The organism is Pseudomonas svalbardensis (assembly GCF_030053115.1).
Classification (GTDB): domain Bacteria; phylum Pseudomonadota; class Gammaproteobacteria; order Pseudomonadales; family Pseudomonadaceae; genus Aquipseudomonas; species Aquipseudomonas svalbardensis.
Genome location: NZ_CP125619.1, coordinates 6,184,739 through 6,199,339, shown reverse-complemented (window position 1 = coordinate 6,199,339; position 14,601 = coordinate 6,184,739). Strand labels below are relative to the sequence as shown.

Below are 14,601 nucleotides of genomic sequence, written 5' to 3'. Positions count from 1 at the left end.
TTGTCAGCTTGTCGTGCGGGAAAGGTCCGGATCAGGCCTTGGTGGAGAACCGGTAGCCGGTGCCGCGCACGGTTTGTACCAGATTTTCGTAAGCATCGCCGAGGGCTTTGCGCAGGCGGCGGATGTGCACGTCGACGGTGCGCTCTTCGACATAAACGTTGCCGCCCCAGACCTGATCCAGCAACTGGCCGCGGGTGTAGGCACGTTCCTGGTGGGTCATGAAGAATTGCAGCAGGCGGTATTCGGTCGGGCCCATCTCGGCGGGTTTGCCGTCGATGGTCACGCGGTGGCTGATCGGATCCAGCAGCAGACCACCGACTTCGATCGGCGTCTCGCCATCGGTAGGGCCGGCGCGGCGCAGCACGGCCTTCAGGCGCGCCACCAGCTCACGTGGGGAAAAAGGCTTGGTGATGTAGTCATCGGCGCCGACTTCCAGGCCCTGGATCTTGTTGTCCTCTTCACCCTTGGCGGTGAGCATGATGATCGGGATGTCCCCGGTCAGCTCATCGCGCTTGAGGCGTCGGGCCAGCTCGATGCCGGAGGTGCCGGGCAGCATCCAGTCGAGCAGGATCAGGTCCGGCTTGCGGTCGACAATGATGGCGTGGGCCTGCTGCGAGTTCTCAGCCTCCAGGCAGTCATAGCCGGCCATTTCCAACGCAACGGCGATCATTTCGCGAATGGGCGCTTCGTCGTCGACGATCAGAATGCTCCTGCCAACCATGCCTTTAATCCTCTTGTCATTTAACTGTCTTGCGCCGCATTAGATAACGGAATTATTGCAGTCGTGTGACAGTATTTTAGTCGCCCTGCGATTGTTGTGATCCTGAACTAAGCTTTAATTCCGAATCCTGACAACCACAAAAGGAAGGTTTCCATGAAGCGATACTCGCAATCCATCAAGGCTCTGATGCTGACGGCGGCCCTGGCGTTGCCATCGATGGCCTTCGCGGCTGAGCCAGCAATGATGAAAGACGGGATGATGGTCGATCATAAGGGTATGACGGTGTACACGTTCGACAAGGATGCTGGCGGCAAGTCAATGTGTAACGATGATTGTGCCAAGAACTGGCCGCCAATGATGGCTCCGGCGGGTGCAAAGGCCGAAGGCAAGTGGAGCGTTATCAAGCGCGATGACGGCACGAGTCAATATGCCTACGACGGTAAACCGCTTTACACGTTCGTGAATGACAAAAAACCCGGTGACATGGTAGGCGACAAAATGAAGGACGTCTGGCACGTCATCACCAATACCGGACCGAAGAAGTAAGCGAGTCCAGAAACCGCAAACCTGCCCCCATGCCGGGAGCAGGTTTGATTCAACGCAACCCGTAATCCAGCACAATCCCGACAAAAATCGCCAACCCGGCCCAGTGGTTGTGCAAAAAAGCCTTGAAGCAACGCATCCGGTCCTTGCCGCGGGTGTACCAGAACTCCCACGCAAAACAGCCCGCCGCCGCCAGCAATCCCAAGTGAAACCAGCCGCCGAGCTCGAATTTCGACCCGGCCAGCAGCAGGCAACCCAGCGCCAGCCCTTGCAGGATCAGGATGATCACCCGGTCCGCCTCGCCAAACAGAATCGCCGTGGATTTCACGCCGATCTTCAAATCGTCGTCGCGGTCGGTCATCGCGTAATAAGTGTCGTAGCCGACGGTCCACAGCAGATTGGCGATCCACAGCAACCACGCCGCCGCCGGGAGTTCACCGGTCTCGGCGGTGAACGCCATCGGCATGCCCCAGGAGAACGCCGCGCCCAGCACCACTTGCGGGTAATAGGTGTAGCGCTTCATGAACGGGTAAGTGAAGGCCAGTGCCAAACCGCCGAACGACAGCCAGACCGTTGCTGCATTGGTGCACAACACCAACAGGAAACTCACGCCCATCAGCAGCGCGAAGAACACCAGCGCTTCTTTGGAGCTGATCTTGCCGCTCACCAATGGCCGCTGTTCGGTGCGTTTCACGTAGCCGTCGACCTTGCGGTCCGCCCAGTCGTTGATCACGCAGCCGCCAGCGCGGGTCAGCACCACACCGAGGACGAAAATCACCACGTTGGCCAATGACGGTGAACCTTTGCCGGCGATCCACAGTGCCCACAACGTCGGCCACAGCAGCAGATAAATGCCGATCGGTTTGTCCATGCGCGTCAACTGAATGAAATCCCAGGCCCGGGGATTCAAGCGATTCAGGGACTTGAGCAGGCTCTGGTACATCAGCAATTCTCCGGATGGGCGCGGGTGGCGTTCCACAGGGTCGGCAAGAAAATTTCGGCCACCAGCACGCTCAAGGCGCCGCGGTCGAAACGCGAGCGACGGCCCCACAATTCAGGTGTCCGGGACTCCATCGGTAGCCATTCCTGAGGATAGTGACAAACCTCAATGACGCGACGTTGAAATGCCTGATCGCAAAACAGCAATTCGCCCAGGGAGCGGCTGCCCAATTCGTCCATGTGCAATCCGTCGCCCTGCAACGCACTGCGCGCCGCCACGCTGCGCGCAAATACCCAGGCTTCGCCGTGGCCGCGCAGATACACCTCGCGAACCCAGCCCTCGCTGCCTTCGGCCAGCTCCAGCGCAGCACATTCGTCGGCGCGCAGCGATTGCCAGCCTTCGAGCAGCGGCGTGACGCTGAAGCCATCATTCGACAGGCGGATCAAGCGCCGGGTCAGCGACCCTTTATCGAACAGCCAATCGAGCGTAGTCGTGTCGGGGAGGGGCGTCAGTTGGCTTAGAGAGAGCCAAAGTGGGGTCGCGGCGGGGGATTTTGAGTGCGGCACAGTGAGTCATTATTGGCAGCAAATGAGGCGGCGAGCTTACCATGTCAGCCTGCGATTTTGATTGATCCGGCCGGCCATTGCGTCGAACAGGCTTGCATCTGCCGGGCCCGATCAGTACAAAACGCCCCTGAGCCGGACGGCAGCGCTCCAACCATCGACCGTTCGCGCCGGCAAAAGCCTGAATCCTGAGGATGTATGTGAATGAAAAAGTGGCAATGTGTGGTCTGCGGCCTGATTTATAACGAAGCCGACGGCTGGCCGGATGACGGCATTTCGCCGGGCACCCTATGGCAGGACGTGCCGGAAGACTGGCTGTGCCCGGACTGCGGCGTGGGCAAGATGGATTTCGAAATGATCGAAATTAACTAAGACATTTGAAGGAGTAGGGAATGAACGCACCTGTCGTGATCGTCGGCACCGGGTTGGCTGGCTACAACCTGGCTCGGGAGTTTCGCAAACTCGATGGCGAAACCCCGCTGCTGCTGATTACCGCAGATGACGGACGCTCCTACTCCAAGCCGATGCTCTCCACCGGCTTCGGCAAAAACAAAGACGCCGACGGCCTGAGCATGGCCGAACCCGGCACCATGGCCGAGCAGTTGAAGGCCGAAGTGCGTACGCACACGCGCATCAGCGGCATCGACCCTGGCCACAAGCGCTTGTGGATCGGTGAGGAAGCGGTGTTTTACCGTGACCTGATCCTCGCCTGGGGCGCGGAAACCGTGCGAGTGCCGGTCGAAGGCGATGCGGCTGACGCAGTCTTCCCGATCAACGATCTGGAAGACTACGCGCGCTTTCGCGCAGCGGCGGCCGGCAAACGTCGGGTGTTGCTGCTCGGCGCCGGCCTGATCGGCTGCGAGTTCGCCAACGACCTGATCCTTGGCGGCTACGAGGTGCAACTGGTTGCACCGTGCGAGCAGGTCATGCCGACCCTGTTGCACCCGGCGGCGGCCGCTGCGGTTCAGGCCGGGCTGGAAAGCCTGGGCGCACGCTTCCACCTCGGGCCGGTGCTCAATCGCTTGCAGCGCGTTGCTGACGGACTGGAAGCGCATCTGTCCGATGGCCAGGTGATCCCTTGCGACGTGGTGGTGTCGGCCATTGGTCTGCGTCCGCGCATCGATCTGGCGGCTGCGGCCGGTGTGCAGGTCAATCGCGGCGTGGTGGTCGATCGCCACCTGAAAACCTCCCACGCCAACATCTATGCCTTGGGCGACTGCGCCGAAGTCGATGGGCTGAATCTGTTGTACGTCATGCCCCTCATGAGCTGTGCGAGAGCGCTGGCTCAGACCCTCGCCGGAAACCCGACGGCGGTGAGTTATGGCCCGATGCCCATCACCGTTAAAACGCCAGTCTGCCCCTTGGTGGTTTCACCGCCACCACGGGGTTTGGAGGGCGTTTGGACAGTCGAAGGGCAGGGCGCGGACATCAAGGTATTGTGCCGCGATGCCAGCGGCAAACTGCTGGGTTATGCCCTGACAGGCGCGGCGGTGATGGAAAAACTGGCCCTGAACAAAGAGCTTCCGGCACTGCTGGCGTAAATACTGGTCGTTCTGTCGGAATCACCCCTCTTTTGCCCATACAAAGGTCGCGCCGAGACTGGCGCGGCTCTTCGCTGCGTGCCATCCTCACTCCCGTCTGCCGCAGAGTAGAGCACCTGCGGCGCTTTGGGCGCTGTTCCAACGAGAACAGCACGGACATAACAACAAAAAACCGTCAAAGGGGCTTCACTAATGCGTAAACCAGAACTCGCCGCTGCAATTGCTGAAAAAGCAGACCTCACCAAAGAGCAGGCCAACCGCGTTCTCAACGCCGTTCTCGAAGAAATCACCGGCGCTCTGCACCGCAAGGACAGCGTTACGCTGGTGGGCTTCGGTACCTTCCTGCAACGCCATCGCGGTGCCCGCACCGGCAAAAACCCGCAAACCGGTGAGCCCGTCAAAATCAAGGCCAGCAACACCGTTGCGTTCAAGCCAGGCAAATCGTTGAAAGACAGCGTCAATCCGTAACACGCACCGACTTCCCGCGTAGCGGGTGAGCGGGATAAAAAATGGGCACGCCAACTGGGTTGGGTGCCCATTTTTTTATGCCTGACGAATCAGCTGACTCGATTTTGTTGCTTGGCGAAAATCGCCGCCATCTCGGGTTCATCCAGATGATCCAGCGCTCGCTCCACCAACAAATGCACGCCGTCGGCCATGCGGCTGAGCGCCAGGGCTACGGAGCGGCGTGAGCCTTCCACATCGTCGGCGAGGTTGGCGGCGATGGCGCTGATGGACAGCAGATCTTCCGAGGCATTGGCGAGAAGGGTTTCAGGGTGGATGCCCGAGCAGACGCTGAAGAGCTGGCCGTTGCGTTTTGGTGGTTTGGGGTCGGCTGGCGGGAAGTGATGGTCGAGGGCGCGCTCGGCGGCTTCGTTGAGTTTGTTCGAATCGGGGCTTTCGTAGGGAGAGACCGGATCGGTGTCTGGTGGGTTGGGTGTGACCTTGAACATGATCTTCAATTCCTTGAATGATGCTGACAACACTTCGCCGACTAAACGAAGGGGTGGCAGCTGTACGCAGGTTAGTCGGACCGGGGAATTGAAGAAGCCGGCGCACCCGAAGGTGCCCTACGCACAGCCACCATCAACTGCAGGTAGGAAATACCTGTCTGACAGAAGCTTGTGCAACTTCAATTACCAGCGAGCGACTAAACCCGATCACTGATGGGCAGTGACAGGAACCAAGTTACCGGCCGACCCCAAGGCGCACAAGCCGGCGGATTCTGGCGTAGCCGTAGGCAACGACGCAAGGTGTTGTAGCTTGCAGGAAGTAACCTTGAGGCGTTTTAAACAAGCGCCGTCGAGCGGTGTTTAACCATCCTAAATGTTGGCACTCCTTAAAACCCGATATGAAATTTCCGCGATACCGAAAGTTCCAATATGGGACTTTGTTTTGTGTATGAGGTGCCATCATTGTGATGGCACTTTTCATACGGGCTGTTGTCGCTCCAATTTGTTGAAAGATGACAGCGCCTTTCGGAAGCCTCCTACATTTAATAATTTTTATTTTTGTCATGATTCAGATGCGTGCCAGCGATTCAATCGGCAGCGACCGCGGGTGATTGACAGCGATGCCTCTAAGTCGGTGCTTTCCGATCGATACGTCAGGCGAGGAAACATTAAACTGATATCAGGGAATCCCTTGCGATATATAAGGAATTCTCCTACGTGCAATAGACACACTTCGTCTTGTTGTTTAATCAGATGCTTGCTAGTGGCCATCATCGTGAGTACGATGCGCGCACTTGAAAGAGCACGAACTCAATTGGATGAGATTCACCGCAGCTCTTTGATTCTGTCCCGCGTCGTTGGAACTCCAATAGACGTATGACTGTAATCCTAATTAAAGGCCATGGATGTCCTACTCAAGCAAACTTTCCGCTCATTACCTCGAACTCGCAAAAGCCTCTGTTTCCCAAGAGAATTTCGCGGGCGAGGACGTTCGCTTTTCGAGCGAATATGAGGCGCTGGAAAGCGAGCTGGGCAAAGCCCAATCCATGCACGAAAGCGGCCAGATCGACTGGCTGAAAATCCGCGAAAACAGTGAAAACCTGCTGCGCACCCAGTCCAAGGATTTGCGGGTTGGTGCCTGGCTGACCTGGGCCCTGTACCAGCGCGAATCCTTTCAAGGGCTGCTGGCCGGCCTCGGTTTGCTGCACTACCTGTGCGAAAGCCACTGGGCCGAAGTCCACCCGAACAAGGCCCGCACCCGCTCCGCTGCCGTCAGTTGGTTGGTTCCGCGTCTTGAGCAGGTGCTGACTGAAAACGTCGCGATCAAAGAGCAGTTGCCGATGTTCCGGCGGCTGGTCGAGCACCTTGAAGGTCTCGATGCTGCTTGCACCGAGCATTTGGGGGATGACGCTCCGCTGCTGCTGCCGATCTCCCGTCGCCTGAAGAACATGGTCCAGCGTGCCGCCGACAATCAGCCGGAACCTGGCGTCGTCGGGGCGGCGGTGGCTCAGGTCAAACAAGCCGCCACGCAATTGTTCACCCCCGGCGCACCGATCGATAACGAAAAAGAAGCCCACAAGGCCCTGCGTGCCCAGCAGGAAAGCGCGCGGCCGTTGTGTGCCTGGTGGCTCAAGCAGAAAGCCACCGACCTGCGCGCCTTGCGCCTCAATCGCACACTGTTGTGGTTGCCCATCGACGCGGTGCCCGAGCGCAACGCCGAGCAGATCACCGTTCTGCGCGGGTTGCCAGCCGACAAGCTCAAGGCCTACCAGGACCGTTACGACCAGGCCAAATACGCCGATCTGCTGGTGGAACTGGAGGCGAGCCTGGCGAAGGCGCCGTTCTGGTTCGATGGCCAGCGAATGGTTTGGGAGTGCCTCCAGGGGCTCAACGCCGAGATGGCAATGCGCGAAGTGGAAATCCACTTCGCGCTTTTGATTCAGCGCCTGCCCGGCATCGTCGAATTGCGTTTCCATGACGGCGCCCCGTTTGCCGATCCGGCCACCCGTGCCTGGGTCAGCGCCCACGTCATGCCGCACCTGCAAAGCGCCAGTGCGCCGCGCAAGGTCGAAGTCGCCGACAGCCAGCCGGCCTGGGAAGTGGCCCTGGAAGAAGTCTTGCCGATCCTGCGCAAAGACGGCCTCAAGGCCGCCGTGCAGATCCTCAAGCAAGGCCTGCAAAGCGCCCACGGTGGACGCGTCCGATTCTTCTGGCAGTTCGCCCTCGCGCGGCTGTGCTTCATGGCCAAGAAATACGAACTGGCCAGGACCCAACTCGAAACACTCGACCAAACATTACAGGACTCAGGCCTGAACGCCTGGGAGCCCGATCTTGCGCTGGAAGTGCTGCATTTACTGCATAGCTGCTGCGAGTTGTTACCGCAGAACCATGCTGTACGTGAACGCAAGGAAGAGATTTATCGCAGGCTGTGCCACCTCGATCTCGAAGTGGTACTCGAATAGGCCCCAGGGCCACAACCGCAAGGAGAATAGCCATGGCCAAAGAAGGCTCGGTAGCCCCCAAGGAACGCATCAACGTCACTTTCAAACCTGCCACCGGTGGTGCTCAGGAAGAGATTGAACTGCCGTTGAAACTACTGGCAATCGGTGACTACACCCACCGCAAGGACGAACGTAAAGTCGAAGATCGCAAGCCGATCAGCATCGACAAGATGACCTTCGACGAAGTGCTGGCCAAGCAAGAGCTGCAGCTGACGTTGAGCGTACCGAACCGTCTTCAGGAAGAAGGCGACACTGAAGAATTGGCCGTGAAACTGCGCGTCAACTCGATGAAGGACTTCAACCCGGCCAGCCTGGTCGAGCAAGTGCCTGAGCTGAAAAAACTGATGGAACTGCGCGACGCGCTGGTGGCCCTCAAAGGCCCGCTGGGTAACGCGCCTGCGTTCCGCAAAGCCATCGAAGGCGTTCTCGCCGACGACGAATCCCGCGGTCGCGTACTGGGTGAGCTGGGCTTGAACGCCGCAGCCCAGGACGCCTGAGTCTCCATCAGCCAAGGAAGCCAACACCATGAGCACTAGCGCAGCACAGCAAAAGAGCAAAGAGAACGGCGAATACAGCATTCTCGACAGCATCATCGCCGAAACCCGCCTGACGCCGGACGACGAAGCCTACGACATCGCCAAGCGCGGTGTGTCGGCCTTCATCGAAGAGCTGCTCAAGCCGCAGAACAACGGTGAGCCAGTCAAGAAGGCCATGGTTGACCGCATGATCGCCGAGATCGATGCCAAGCTCAGCCGCCAGATGGACGAAATCCTGCACCACCCTGACTTCCAGTCCCTGGAGTCGTCGTGGCGTGGTCTGCAGTTGCTGGTCGACCGCACCAACTTCCGCGAAAACATCAAGATCGAAATCCTCAACGTCTCCAAAGAAGACCTGCTGGACGATTTCGAAGATTCGCCGGAAGTGATGCAGGCTGGCCTGTACAAACACATCTACACCGCTGAATACGGTCAGTTCGGTGGTCAGCCGGTTGGCGCGATCATCGCCAACTACTTCATGTCCCCAAGCTCGCCGGACGTGAAACTGATGCAGTACGTGTCCAGCGTTGCCTGCATGTCCCACGCGCCGTTCATCGCCGCGGCCGGCCCGAAATTCTTCGGCCTGGAAAGCTTCACCGGTCTGCCGGACCTGAAGGATCTGAAAGATCACTTCGAAGGCCCGCAATTCGCCAAATGGCAGAGCTTCCGCCAGTCGGAAGACTCCCGTTACGTTGGCCTGACCGTGCCGCGTTTCCTGCTGCGTAACCCGTACGACCCGGAAGAAAACCCGGTCAAATCGTTCGTGTACAAAGAAACCGTCGCCAACAGCCACGAGCACTACCTGTGGGGCAACACTGCCTACGCGTTCGGCACCAAGCTGACCGACAGTTTCGCCAAATTCCGCTGGTGCCCGAACATCATCGGCCCGCAGAGCGGTGGCGCGGTTGAAGACCTGCCGTTGCACCACTTCGAAAGCATGGGCGAAATCGAAACCAAGATTCCTACCGAGGTTCTGGTTAGCGACCGTCGTGAATACGAACTGGCCGAGGAAGGCTTCATCTCCCTGACCATGCGCAAAGGCTCCGACAACGCGGCGTTCTTCTCCGCAAGCTCGGTGCAGAAGCCGAAGTTCTTCGGCATCAGCGCAGAAGGCAAGGCAGCAGAGCTGAACTACAAGCTCGGCACCCAACTGCCGTACATGATGATCGTCAACCGCCTGGCTCACTACTTGAAAGTGCTGCAGCGCGAGCAACTCGGTTCGTGGAAAGAACGCACCGACCTCGAGCTGGAACTGAACAAGTGGATCCGCCAGTACGTGGCCGACCAGGAAAACCCAAGTGCCGAAGTCCGTGGCCGTCGTCCACTGCGCGCTGCCCAGATCATCGTCAGCGATGTTGAAGGCGAGCCTGGCTGGTACCGCGTCAGCCTGAACGTGCGCCCGCACTTCAAGTACATGGGTGCCGATTTCACCCTGTCGCTGGTTGGCAAGCTGGACAAAGAGTAAACGGAGCTAACTCATGACTGGATACGGCAGCCTTTTCGAACGCCTGGGTGGCGACGCGGACAAACGCGTCGGCTGGAGCCGCGAGGTCTCCGCCATGGCGTCCGTGGCTGCCCATCTGGCCAAGATGCTCAGCACCCGTGCGGGCAGCGTGCAAACGCTGTCCGATTACGGGCTACCCGATCTCAATGACATGCGTCTGAGCCTGCACGACTCCCTGAGTCAGGCCCGTTTGGCCATCGAAAATTTCATCGAAGCCTACGAGCCACGCCTGAGCAATGTGCGTGTCATTTCCCTGCCGCGTGACCACGATCAGCTTCGCCTGTCCTTCAGCATCGAAGGCCTGCTGGAAGTTGATGGTTTCAAGCGTCAGGTCAGTTTCGCCGCGCGCCTGGATGGCAGCGGTCAGGTCAAGGTCAACTAAGGAGATTCGTATGTCCGGCAAACCCGCAGCACGTGTATCCGACCCCACCGCTTGCCCGCTCCCCGGTCACGGCACCAACCCGATTGTCGCCGGTTCCGGCGACGTGTTCTTCGACGGCCTCGCGGCCGCCCGCCAAGGCGATGCCTCGGCGTGTGGTGGTGCGATGTCGGGCGGGTTGGCGACGACGGTTTTGATCAACGGGAAACCGGCTGCGACGGTGGATTCCGTCGGGACCCATGGCAACAAGGTTACGGCCGGGTCCGGGACGGTGATTATCGGGAATTCGCATTCGGCGGTGCCGTTTGTTCCGCCGATTCCACTAATGCTTTTTTCTCATTGCCAGCATGTTGTGATGAAGGACCAGGACGGTAATCCATTACAGGGTATTCCGTATCACATCAAGAATGCCAAGGGAGAAGTTGTTTCGGGGCAAACAGATGCGATGGGAAGAACGCAAATGGTTGGAGGTAAGGAAGGCGAGAGCTTTGATTTTCATCCGGCTATCGACGGGGTTTTGCTATGACCGCGGAAGTTCTCTCAAGTTTGTATGTCTCCTCGGTGGCTTTAACTCCAAAAGCTGACCCTCTTGGAAAAGAAGTAGTTTTAAAGGTCTTTTGGCCAACTACGACCTTGTGGTCAGAAGTTGAAATTGCAGCCTATCAGAATGAAGCTCCGATGATTGCGGAAAGGCTGATTAATGAGAGGTATTGGAATAAAGACGGTGAGGTAAGTGATTACAGGTTTACCTGTGAAGATTTTGCGATACGCGTTTTGGTGGAATTTTCCAGTAAGCGGGGGCTGCCGGTAAAACTTAAAACCGGAGTCAGAACTTATAAGAATATGGAAAGCTATAGCCCGGCGGTGCATGACCGATATGCCTCGAATATGTATGGTTTCGCAGAAATGGTTATGTTTACCTACGGTGCCCGTGAGATGCAAAACACGGTAGAAAACACCACGGCAGTAGCAAGTGTCGACGATCTGAAGCCTGGCGACATCCTTGCTCAAGCGCTTGACCGACCGATGATGACAACTGCCCACCATATTCAAATGGCAGTGTCCGTAACCGGTGACCGCATAGATATATGCCAGGGAAATACTGATGCAGCTATTGTGTGGCCGTTTACTTGGGCGGTGAGATTCAAAGGAGAGAATATGGCCGATCCCCAAAGTGGTGGATACGTAGGCCTTCCTATTGAAAAAGGCTACTTCACCAAGGATGTATCTGGCTGGACTTACTATAATCCAGGCAGAGGAGTCGTCAGAGCAGATTTTCTCAAGGCGTTTGAGTTTTATCGCTGGAATTTTGTCGGCTTTAATAAGGAGTGAGCATGGAAGGCTACTTTGCTGGAATGGTGGATAATAATTATTTTGGTTTGTTGGCGATTTTCTGTTTTGTAGTTGGAATTGTCGGGCTTGTTCCAAGTGTTAGGGCTAGAAAATACTATAAAGTTTTGAATTTTTTATGTGTTATGGCGATCCCGGTAATGTACCTGCTGGGTTTGTATTACTTGACGCACCCTAGGGTCTAATGATTGTACTTAAACGTCGCAGGTACGGAGTGTAAAAGTGGGCGCTCGACCCGTTGTTAGTTTCATTGCGAATAAATACACGATGCTTGCCGCTGCATTGGTTGTTAGGCCGCTGGAGCTGTCCCATGACTCCAACTACGACGACCAGCCTCGCCGCTTCACGTTGGGTCCAGGCGAGCGCCGTTCCATCGCCAACTACACGTCGGCAGGAAAGGACGTTGCGGGGCAGATAAGCGGTGGGTACAGCTTGTCGATCAAAACCACCAGCGCCGTCAAAACCATTGATGCGCAGACGTTGCGGGCGGCGTTGGCGAGGGTTGAGAAGGTCGAAGACAACACAGTACGTGCATGGACGATTGAAGACCGTTCGTTTTGCCCAAACGGGGCATCGCAGTGATCTGGGTAAAACGCTTCCTCATGGTGGTGGGATTTCTGGCCTGCATCGCCAGTGTGTTGGTGGTTTTCCGGATGGATTTTTCAAAGGATGAGCCCCGGGTTTTGAGCGAGTACCCCAACGCGAAATGGCGCGGCAAGGTGCTGAGTGCCGACAGGGCCAAGGCTGAACAGACGCGGTGCTGATGAATTTTTTTACAGGATGAAAGGGAAGAGGGATTTTGAGTGATTGATCGTAGCGAAGAATTGTGTGGCGGCGCTTGAGCATGAATAGCCAACGACTGATCGGGTTGGTCGTCCATGGGATGGCCTGCGTGCTCTATATCGTCATGAATGGCTATGCCGTGCCTGTCTACAAACAGCTCGTCGGCGGGCTGACGTCTCGTGGTGTCGCCATCGGCATGGGCATGTACTTTATTTTTTACTTTTTCGTTTTTTTGAATTTTGTTTTGGTCTTCATCCGTCGCCTGGCCATCAAGTTTGGCGTGGCGATTTTCATGATGCTGTCGATCCTGTTTTACATGCTGCCGCAGTATCCCGTTCGCGGCATGGCGTATTGCGCGCTTGCGGGTGGTTTGACAGTTTCCGCGATCCTGGTAACACGCGCCATCGACGCAGCCTTCACCCGCTGGCGTGGGAAACAGGGAGTGGCCAGGTCGTGATCCACATCAAACAGCCTCTGAGCAAAGTGCTGGCTGTGCTCCTGTCGGCAGTCGCGCTTCTTGCCTGGACGACGCCTGTGTTTTCCAGCGCACTGATGTTGCTTATGGACCGGGAGAATTTCATCCCGGCGCAGTCGTCGATCTGGACCTTCGAACCTTATGAAATCAACCAGAGCTCCTCGTCGTATTGGCTCTACGGTGAGGACCGGTCCAACTATTACTACTTCGCCTACACCCCCGAAACACCTTACCGGCTGATCGCCAAAGACAATCAGTGCGCAGGCTTCGACAAGCGGGATGTGCGTACATGGTGCACACCATGATGCCGTGGTTGCGGGTGTGGAAATGGCTCAATCATCTGCTGAGCCTGATCGGTGCGTTGGCCGTCATCGTGGTCGTGACGTTCTGGATCGGTTCGAGCTGGGGCAACTCGACGCCGGTATTGCCCGATCACCCCGATGCGGTGTGGCGCGGTGCGCAGGATGGCGGCTACTTCATCGAGATCACCCAGTCGATGCCGCCGGACTACTTCGTCCAGGTGCGGTACGAGAGCGGCAGTCTCCTCAGAGAAGGCTGGACTCGCTTCTCTACCCCTGACGACAAGCCGTTGACGATGAATCGGGTGAGCGGCGCCGACAGCGATTACCTGTTCATCGATTCATTCGTGCCGATCACCGCGAGCAAGGGAGGGCGTGTTCAGTGAAAATTCGCGCTCGCATGACCCTCAAGGATGGAGCCTTTTGCCCATGATCGATGTATCGGACGAGATGCGCATGTACCTGATGTTCATCGCCGACAGCAATCTGTTCGGCGGCATCGCGATCTTGAGTTTTCTGCTGATTGTTACGGCAATCAGCAAGCGACTGCGCCAATCATGGCTGCATCGCGCGCTGACTTTCATGGTCCTGATATCGCTGGTGGCCATCGAAATCGCCGGCAGTTGCTACTCATCGGTGCCTCCCGCATGAACATGCCGGCGCGCATCATCTGCTGCCTGTTGATCCACAGTGTTTTCTGTGTGGGTTACACGTTTCTGAATAACTTCGCGGCCGACTGGTACATCTCGACCTACGGCGGCTTGACCTCCCGTGGCGTGAACATTCGTCTTGCCAGCAAATTCCTCTACGAGTTTTTTCTCGTCTTCAACGCGGTGCTGGCGCTGATTCCTGTGCTACGTGTGAAGTTGATCCTGTGGGCGATCTGGGTGGGGCTGATTCTCTTGTGGATGCTGCCGGATCATCCGTTGCGGGCGCTGCTCTATGGCATTGGCCAAGGGACATTCACCTTGACGGCGATCCTTCTCGGCACCGGGCTGGATGGCTGGTACAAGCGCAAGTTTGCAGGCGCCAAAGCCTCGAAGCTCGCGTCGGGGGCCGACCATGCTTAGCCGCGCGCAACTGAGTTTCTTCATGGTTGCCTTGTGGTGGCCATTGCTGGCGGTGCTGGCGATTTTTTCCTATGGCCTGTGGATTGGCGAGTACTCCACGTTCGATTCATCCGAGACTCATTGGGTGTACCTGTTGTGGTGGGGCATCCCCGGGCTGTTGATGTTTTCGCTGTGGACTTCTCGATCCGCCAAGAGCCGAAACGAGCAACAAGCGCTGCGGATGGTCTGGTTGGCGCCGTTGAAGTTCATTCCGTTCTACGCCGTGCCATGGATGCTTTATGGCTTGTTCAGTCTGGTCGCCGGGCAGCTCAGTGACTCTTACATGGCCTACGGCTGGATCCTGATCGTGCCGTACCTCCTGATCGGCGGCTACGTCTGTGCGGGTCTGACGGTTGCGCTCTACAGGACGTTTTTTTCATGAGATTCAATACCAGGCAGGTAAC

23 protein-coding genes are annotated in these 14,601 nt (G+C 57.3%); 19 read left to right on the top strand and 4 right to left on the bottom strand.

Annotated features, from left to right (window positions below; genetic code table 11):
* Window positions 1–31: 31 nt before the first annotated feature.
* Window positions 32–721, bottom strand: a complete 690-nt coding sequence (phoB, locus tag QFX16_RS28810) for a phosphate regulon transcriptional regulator PhoB (RefSeq protein ID WP_008150066.1) — start codon at window positions 719–721, stop codon at window positions 32–34.
* Between the two features lie 153 nt (window positions 722–874).
* On the opposite strand from phoB, the gene QFX16_RS28805 reads away from it, so the two are divergent.
* Window positions 875–1,267 (top strand): COG4315 family predicted lipoprotein, encoded by a 393-nt coding sequence (locus QFX16_RS28805; protein ID WP_283182233.1) that lies wholly within the window; start codon window positions 875–877, stop codon window positions 1,265–1,267.
* A 49-nt stretch (window positions 1,268–1,316) separates the two neighbouring features.
* On the opposite strand, the gene ubiA is transcribed toward QFX16_RS28805, so the two are convergent.
* Together ubiA and QFX16_RS28795 are read right to left on the bottom strand one after the other, a co-directional pair.
* Window positions 1,317–2,207, bottom strand: a complete 891-nt coding sequence (ubiA, locus tag QFX16_RS28800; RefSeq protein ID WP_283182232.1) for a 4-hydroxybenzoate octaprenyltransferase — start codon at window positions 2,205–2,207, stop codon at window positions 1,317–1,319.
* Window positions 2,207–2,770 (bottom strand): chorismate--pyruvate lyase family protein, encoded by a 564-nt coding sequence (locus tag QFX16_RS28795; RefSeq protein WP_283182231.1) that lies wholly within the window; start codon window positions 2,768–2,770, stop codon window positions 2,207–2,209. Before QFX16_RS28795 ends, ubiA begins: the two co-directional genes overlap by 1 nt.
* A 201-nt stretch (window positions 2,771–2,971) precedes the next feature.
* Between QFX16_RS28795 and QFX16_RS28790 the strand changes: the two genes are divergently transcribed.
* The 3 genes from QFX16_RS28790 (at window position 2,972) to QFX16_RS28780 (ending at window position 4,776) form a co-directional block, all read left to right on the top strand.
* Window positions 2,972–3,139 (top strand): rubredoxin, encoded by a 168-nt coding sequence (locus QFX16_RS28790; RefSeq protein WP_282376312.1) that lies wholly within the window; start codon window positions 2,972–2,974, stop codon window positions 3,137–3,139.
* A gap of 20 nt (window positions 3,140–3,159) precedes the next feature.
* Window positions 3,160–4,308 carry an NAD(P)/FAD-dependent oxidoreductase gene (locus QFX16_RS28785; RefSeq protein WP_283182230.1) on the top strand — a complete coding sequence of 383 codons (1,149 nt, stop codon included), beginning with the start codon at window positions 3,160–3,162 and terminating at the stop codon, window positions 4,306–4,308.
* A 192-nt stretch (window positions 4,309–4,500) separates the two neighbouring features.
* The gene (locus QFX16_RS28780) at window positions 4,501–4,776 is read left to right on the top strand and encodes an HU family DNA-binding protein (protein WP_003213368.1); all 276 of its coding nucleotides are present in this window, start codon (window positions 4,501–4,503) and stop codon (window positions 4,774–4,776) included.
* 89 nt (window positions 4,777–4,865) lie between these two features.
* Here QFX16_RS28780 and QFX16_RS28775 read toward each other — a convergent pair whose 3' ends face one another.
* Window positions 4,866–5,261 (bottom strand): DUF6124 family protein, encoded by a 396-nt coding sequence (locus QFX16_RS28775; RefSeq protein ID WP_283182229.1) that lies wholly within the window; start codon window positions 5,259–5,261, stop codon window positions 4,866–4,868.
* A 905-nt stretch (window positions 5,262–6,166) separates the two neighbouring features.
* Between QFX16_RS28775 and tssA the strand changes: the two genes are divergently transcribed.
* From tssA to QFX16_RS28700, 15 genes are all read left to right on the top strand, one after another.
* A complete protein-coding gene (gene tssA / locus QFX16_RS28770; RefSeq protein ID WP_283182228.1) occupies window positions 6,167–7,723 on the top strand; it encodes a type VI secretion system protein TssA in 1,557 nt (518 codons plus the stop codon).
* Between the two features lie 32 nt (window positions 7,724–7,755).
* On the top strand, window positions 7,756–8,259 hold the full coding sequence (tssB, locus tag QFX16_RS28765; RefSeq protein WP_046045012.1) for a type VI secretion system contractile sheath small subunit: 504 nt from the start codon (window positions 7,756–7,758) through the stop codon (window positions 8,257–8,259).
* A gap of 28 nt (window positions 8,260–8,287) precedes the next feature.
* On the top strand, window positions 8,288–9,763 hold the full coding sequence (tssC, locus tag QFX16_RS28760) for a type VI secretion system contractile sheath large subunit (RefSeq protein ID WP_283182227.1): 1,476 nt from the start codon (window positions 8,288–8,290) through the stop codon (window positions 9,761–9,763).
* Between the two features lie 13 nt (window positions 9,764–9,776).
* Window positions 9,777–10,184 (top strand): type VI secretion system baseplate subunit TssE, encoded by a 408-nt coding sequence (gene tssE, locus QFX16_RS28755; protein WP_008150080.1) that lies wholly within the window; start codon window positions 9,777–9,779, stop codon window positions 10,182–10,184.
* Between the two features lie 10 nt (window positions 10,185–10,194).
* The gene (locus tag QFX16_RS28750; protein ID WP_283182226.1) at window positions 10,195–10,707 is read left to right on the top strand and encodes a PAAR domain-containing protein; all 513 of its coding nucleotides are present in this window, start codon (window positions 10,195–10,197) and stop codon (window positions 10,705–10,707) included.
* Entirely contained in the window at window positions 10,704–11,513 is an 810-nt protein-coding gene (locus QFX16_RS28745) for a hypothetical protein (protein ID WP_283182225.1), read from the top strand. The genes QFX16_RS28750 and QFX16_RS28745 overlap by 4 nt, the downstream gene beginning before the upstream one ends.
* A 2-nt stretch (window positions 11,514–11,515) precedes the next feature.
* Complete coding sequence (locus tag QFX16_RS28740) at window positions 11,516–11,716, top strand: hypothetical protein (RefSeq protein WP_283182224.1); 201 nt, start codon at window positions 11,516–11,518, stop codon at window positions 11,714–11,716.
* A 37-nt stretch (window positions 11,717–11,753) separates the two neighbouring features.
* Complete coding sequence (locus QFX16_RS28735) at window positions 11,754–12,113, top strand: hypothetical protein (protein WP_283182223.1); 360 nt, start codon at window positions 11,754–11,756, stop codon at window positions 12,111–12,113.
* Window positions 12,110–12,295 carry a hypothetical protein gene (locus tag QFX16_RS28730; RefSeq protein ID WP_283182222.1) on the top strand — a complete coding sequence of 62 codons (186 nt, stop codon included), beginning with the start codon at window positions 12,110–12,112 and terminating at the stop codon, window positions 12,293–12,295. The genes QFX16_RS28735 and QFX16_RS28730 overlap by 4 nt, the downstream gene beginning before the upstream one ends.
* 80 nt (window positions 12,296–12,375) lie before the next feature.
* Window positions 12,376–12,771, top strand: coding sequence for a hypothetical protein (locus tag QFX16_RS28725; RefSeq protein WP_283182221.1), 396 nt, complete (start codon window positions 12,376–12,378; stop codon window positions 12,769–12,771).
* Entirely contained in the window at window positions 12,768–13,094 is a 327-nt protein-coding gene (locus QFX16_RS28720; RefSeq protein ID WP_403142835.1) for a hypothetical protein, read from the top strand. Before QFX16_RS28725 ends, QFX16_RS28720 begins: the two co-directional genes overlap by 4 nt.
* Entirely contained in the window at window positions 13,091–13,474 is a 384-nt protein-coding gene (locus QFX16_RS28715; RefSeq protein ID WP_283182220.1) for a hypothetical protein, read from the top strand. The genes QFX16_RS28720 and QFX16_RS28715 overlap by 4 nt, the downstream gene beginning before the upstream one ends.
* 43 nt (window positions 13,475–13,517) lie before the next feature.
* The gene (locus tag QFX16_RS28710; protein ID WP_258698151.1) at window positions 13,518–13,739 is read left to right on the top strand and encodes a hypothetical protein; all 222 of its coding nucleotides are present in this window, start codon (window positions 13,518–13,520) and stop codon (window positions 13,737–13,739) included.
* Window positions 13,736–14,158: a hypothetical protein gene (locus tag QFX16_RS28705; RefSeq protein WP_283182219.1), complete on the top strand. Its 423-nt coding sequence runs from the start codon at window positions 13,736–13,738 to the stop codon at window positions 14,156–14,158. Before QFX16_RS28710 ends, QFX16_RS28705 begins: the two co-directional genes overlap by 4 nt.
* Window positions 14,151–14,579, top strand: a complete 429-nt coding sequence (locus tag QFX16_RS28700) for a hypothetical protein (RefSeq protein WP_283182218.1) — start codon at window positions 14,151–14,153, stop codon at window positions 14,577–14,579. The genes QFX16_RS28705 and QFX16_RS28700 overlap by 8 nt, the downstream gene beginning before the upstream one ends.
* The last annotated feature ends 22 nt before the right edge of the window (window positions 14,580–14,601 follow it).

Coding starts and splice junctions, on each gene's coding strand:
- phoB (WP_008150066.1), bottom strand. CDS start 721: ATGGTTGGCAGGAGCATTCTGATCGTCGACGACGAAGCGCCCATTCGC.
- QFX16_RS28805 (WP_283182233.1), top strand. CDS start 875: ATGAAGCGATACTCGCAATCCATCAAGGCTCTGATGCTGACGGCGGCC.
- ubiA (WP_283182232.1), bottom strand. CDS start 2,207: ATGTACCAGAGCCTGCTCAAGTCCCTGAATCGCTTGAATCCCCGGGCC.
- QFX16_RS28790 (WP_282376312.1), top strand. CDS start 2,972: ATGAAAAAGTGGCAATGTGTGGTCTGCGGCCTGATTTATAACGAAGCC.
- QFX16_RS28785 (WP_283182230.1), top strand. CDS start 3,160: ATGAACGCACCTGTCGTGATCGTCGGCACCGGGTTGGCTGGCTACAAC.
- QFX16_RS28780 (WP_003213368.1), top strand. CDS start 4,501: ATGCGTAAACCAGAACTCGCCGCTGCAATTGCTGAAAAAGCAGACCTC.
- QFX16_RS28775 (WP_283182229.1), bottom strand. CDS start 5,261: ATGTTCAAGGTCACACCCAACCCACCAGACACCGATCCGGTCTCTCCC.
- tssA (WP_283182228.1), top strand. CDS start 6,167: ATGTCCTACTCAAGCAAACTTTCCGCTCATTACCTCGAACTCGCAAAA.
- tssB (WP_046045012.1), top strand. CDS start 7,756: ATGGCCAAAGAAGGCTCGGTAGCCCCCAAGGAACGCATCAACGTCACT.
- tssC (WP_283182227.1), top strand. CDS start 8,288: ATGAGCACTAGCGCAGCACAGCAAAAGAGCAAAGAGAACGGCGAATAC.
- tssE (WP_008150080.1), top strand. CDS start 9,777: ATGACTGGATACGGCAGCCTTTTCGAACGCCTGGGTGGCGACGCGGAC.
- QFX16_RS28750 (WP_283182226.1), top strand. CDS start 10,195: ATGTCCGGCAAACCCGCAGCACGTGTATCCGACCCCACCGCTTGCCCG.
- QFX16_RS28745 (WP_283182225.1), top strand. CDS start 10,704: ATGACCGCGGAAGTTCTCTCAAGTTTGTATGTCTCCTCGGTGGCTTTA.
- QFX16_RS28740 (WP_283182224.1), top strand. CDS start 11,516: ATGGAAGGCTACTTTGCTGGAATGGTGGATAATAATTATTTTGGTTTG.
- QFX16_RS28725 (WP_283182221.1), top strand. CDS start 12,376: ATGAATAGCCAACGACTGATCGGGTTGGTCGTCCATGGGATGGCCTGC.
- QFX16_RS28715 (WP_283182220.1), top strand. CDS start 13,091: ATGATGCCGTGGTTGCGGGTGTGGAAATGGCTCAATCATCTGCTGAGC.
- QFX16_RS28710 (WP_258698151.1), top strand. CDS start 13,518: ATGATCGATGTATCGGACGAGATGCGCATGTACCTGATGTTCATCGCC.
- QFX16_RS28705 (WP_283182219.1), top strand. CDS start 13,736: ATGAACATGCCGGCGCGCATCATCTGCTGCCTGTTGATCCACAGTGTT.
- QFX16_RS28700 (WP_283182218.1), top strand. CDS start 14,151: ATGCTTAGCCGCGCGCAACTGAGTTTCTTCATGGTTGCCTTGTGGTGG.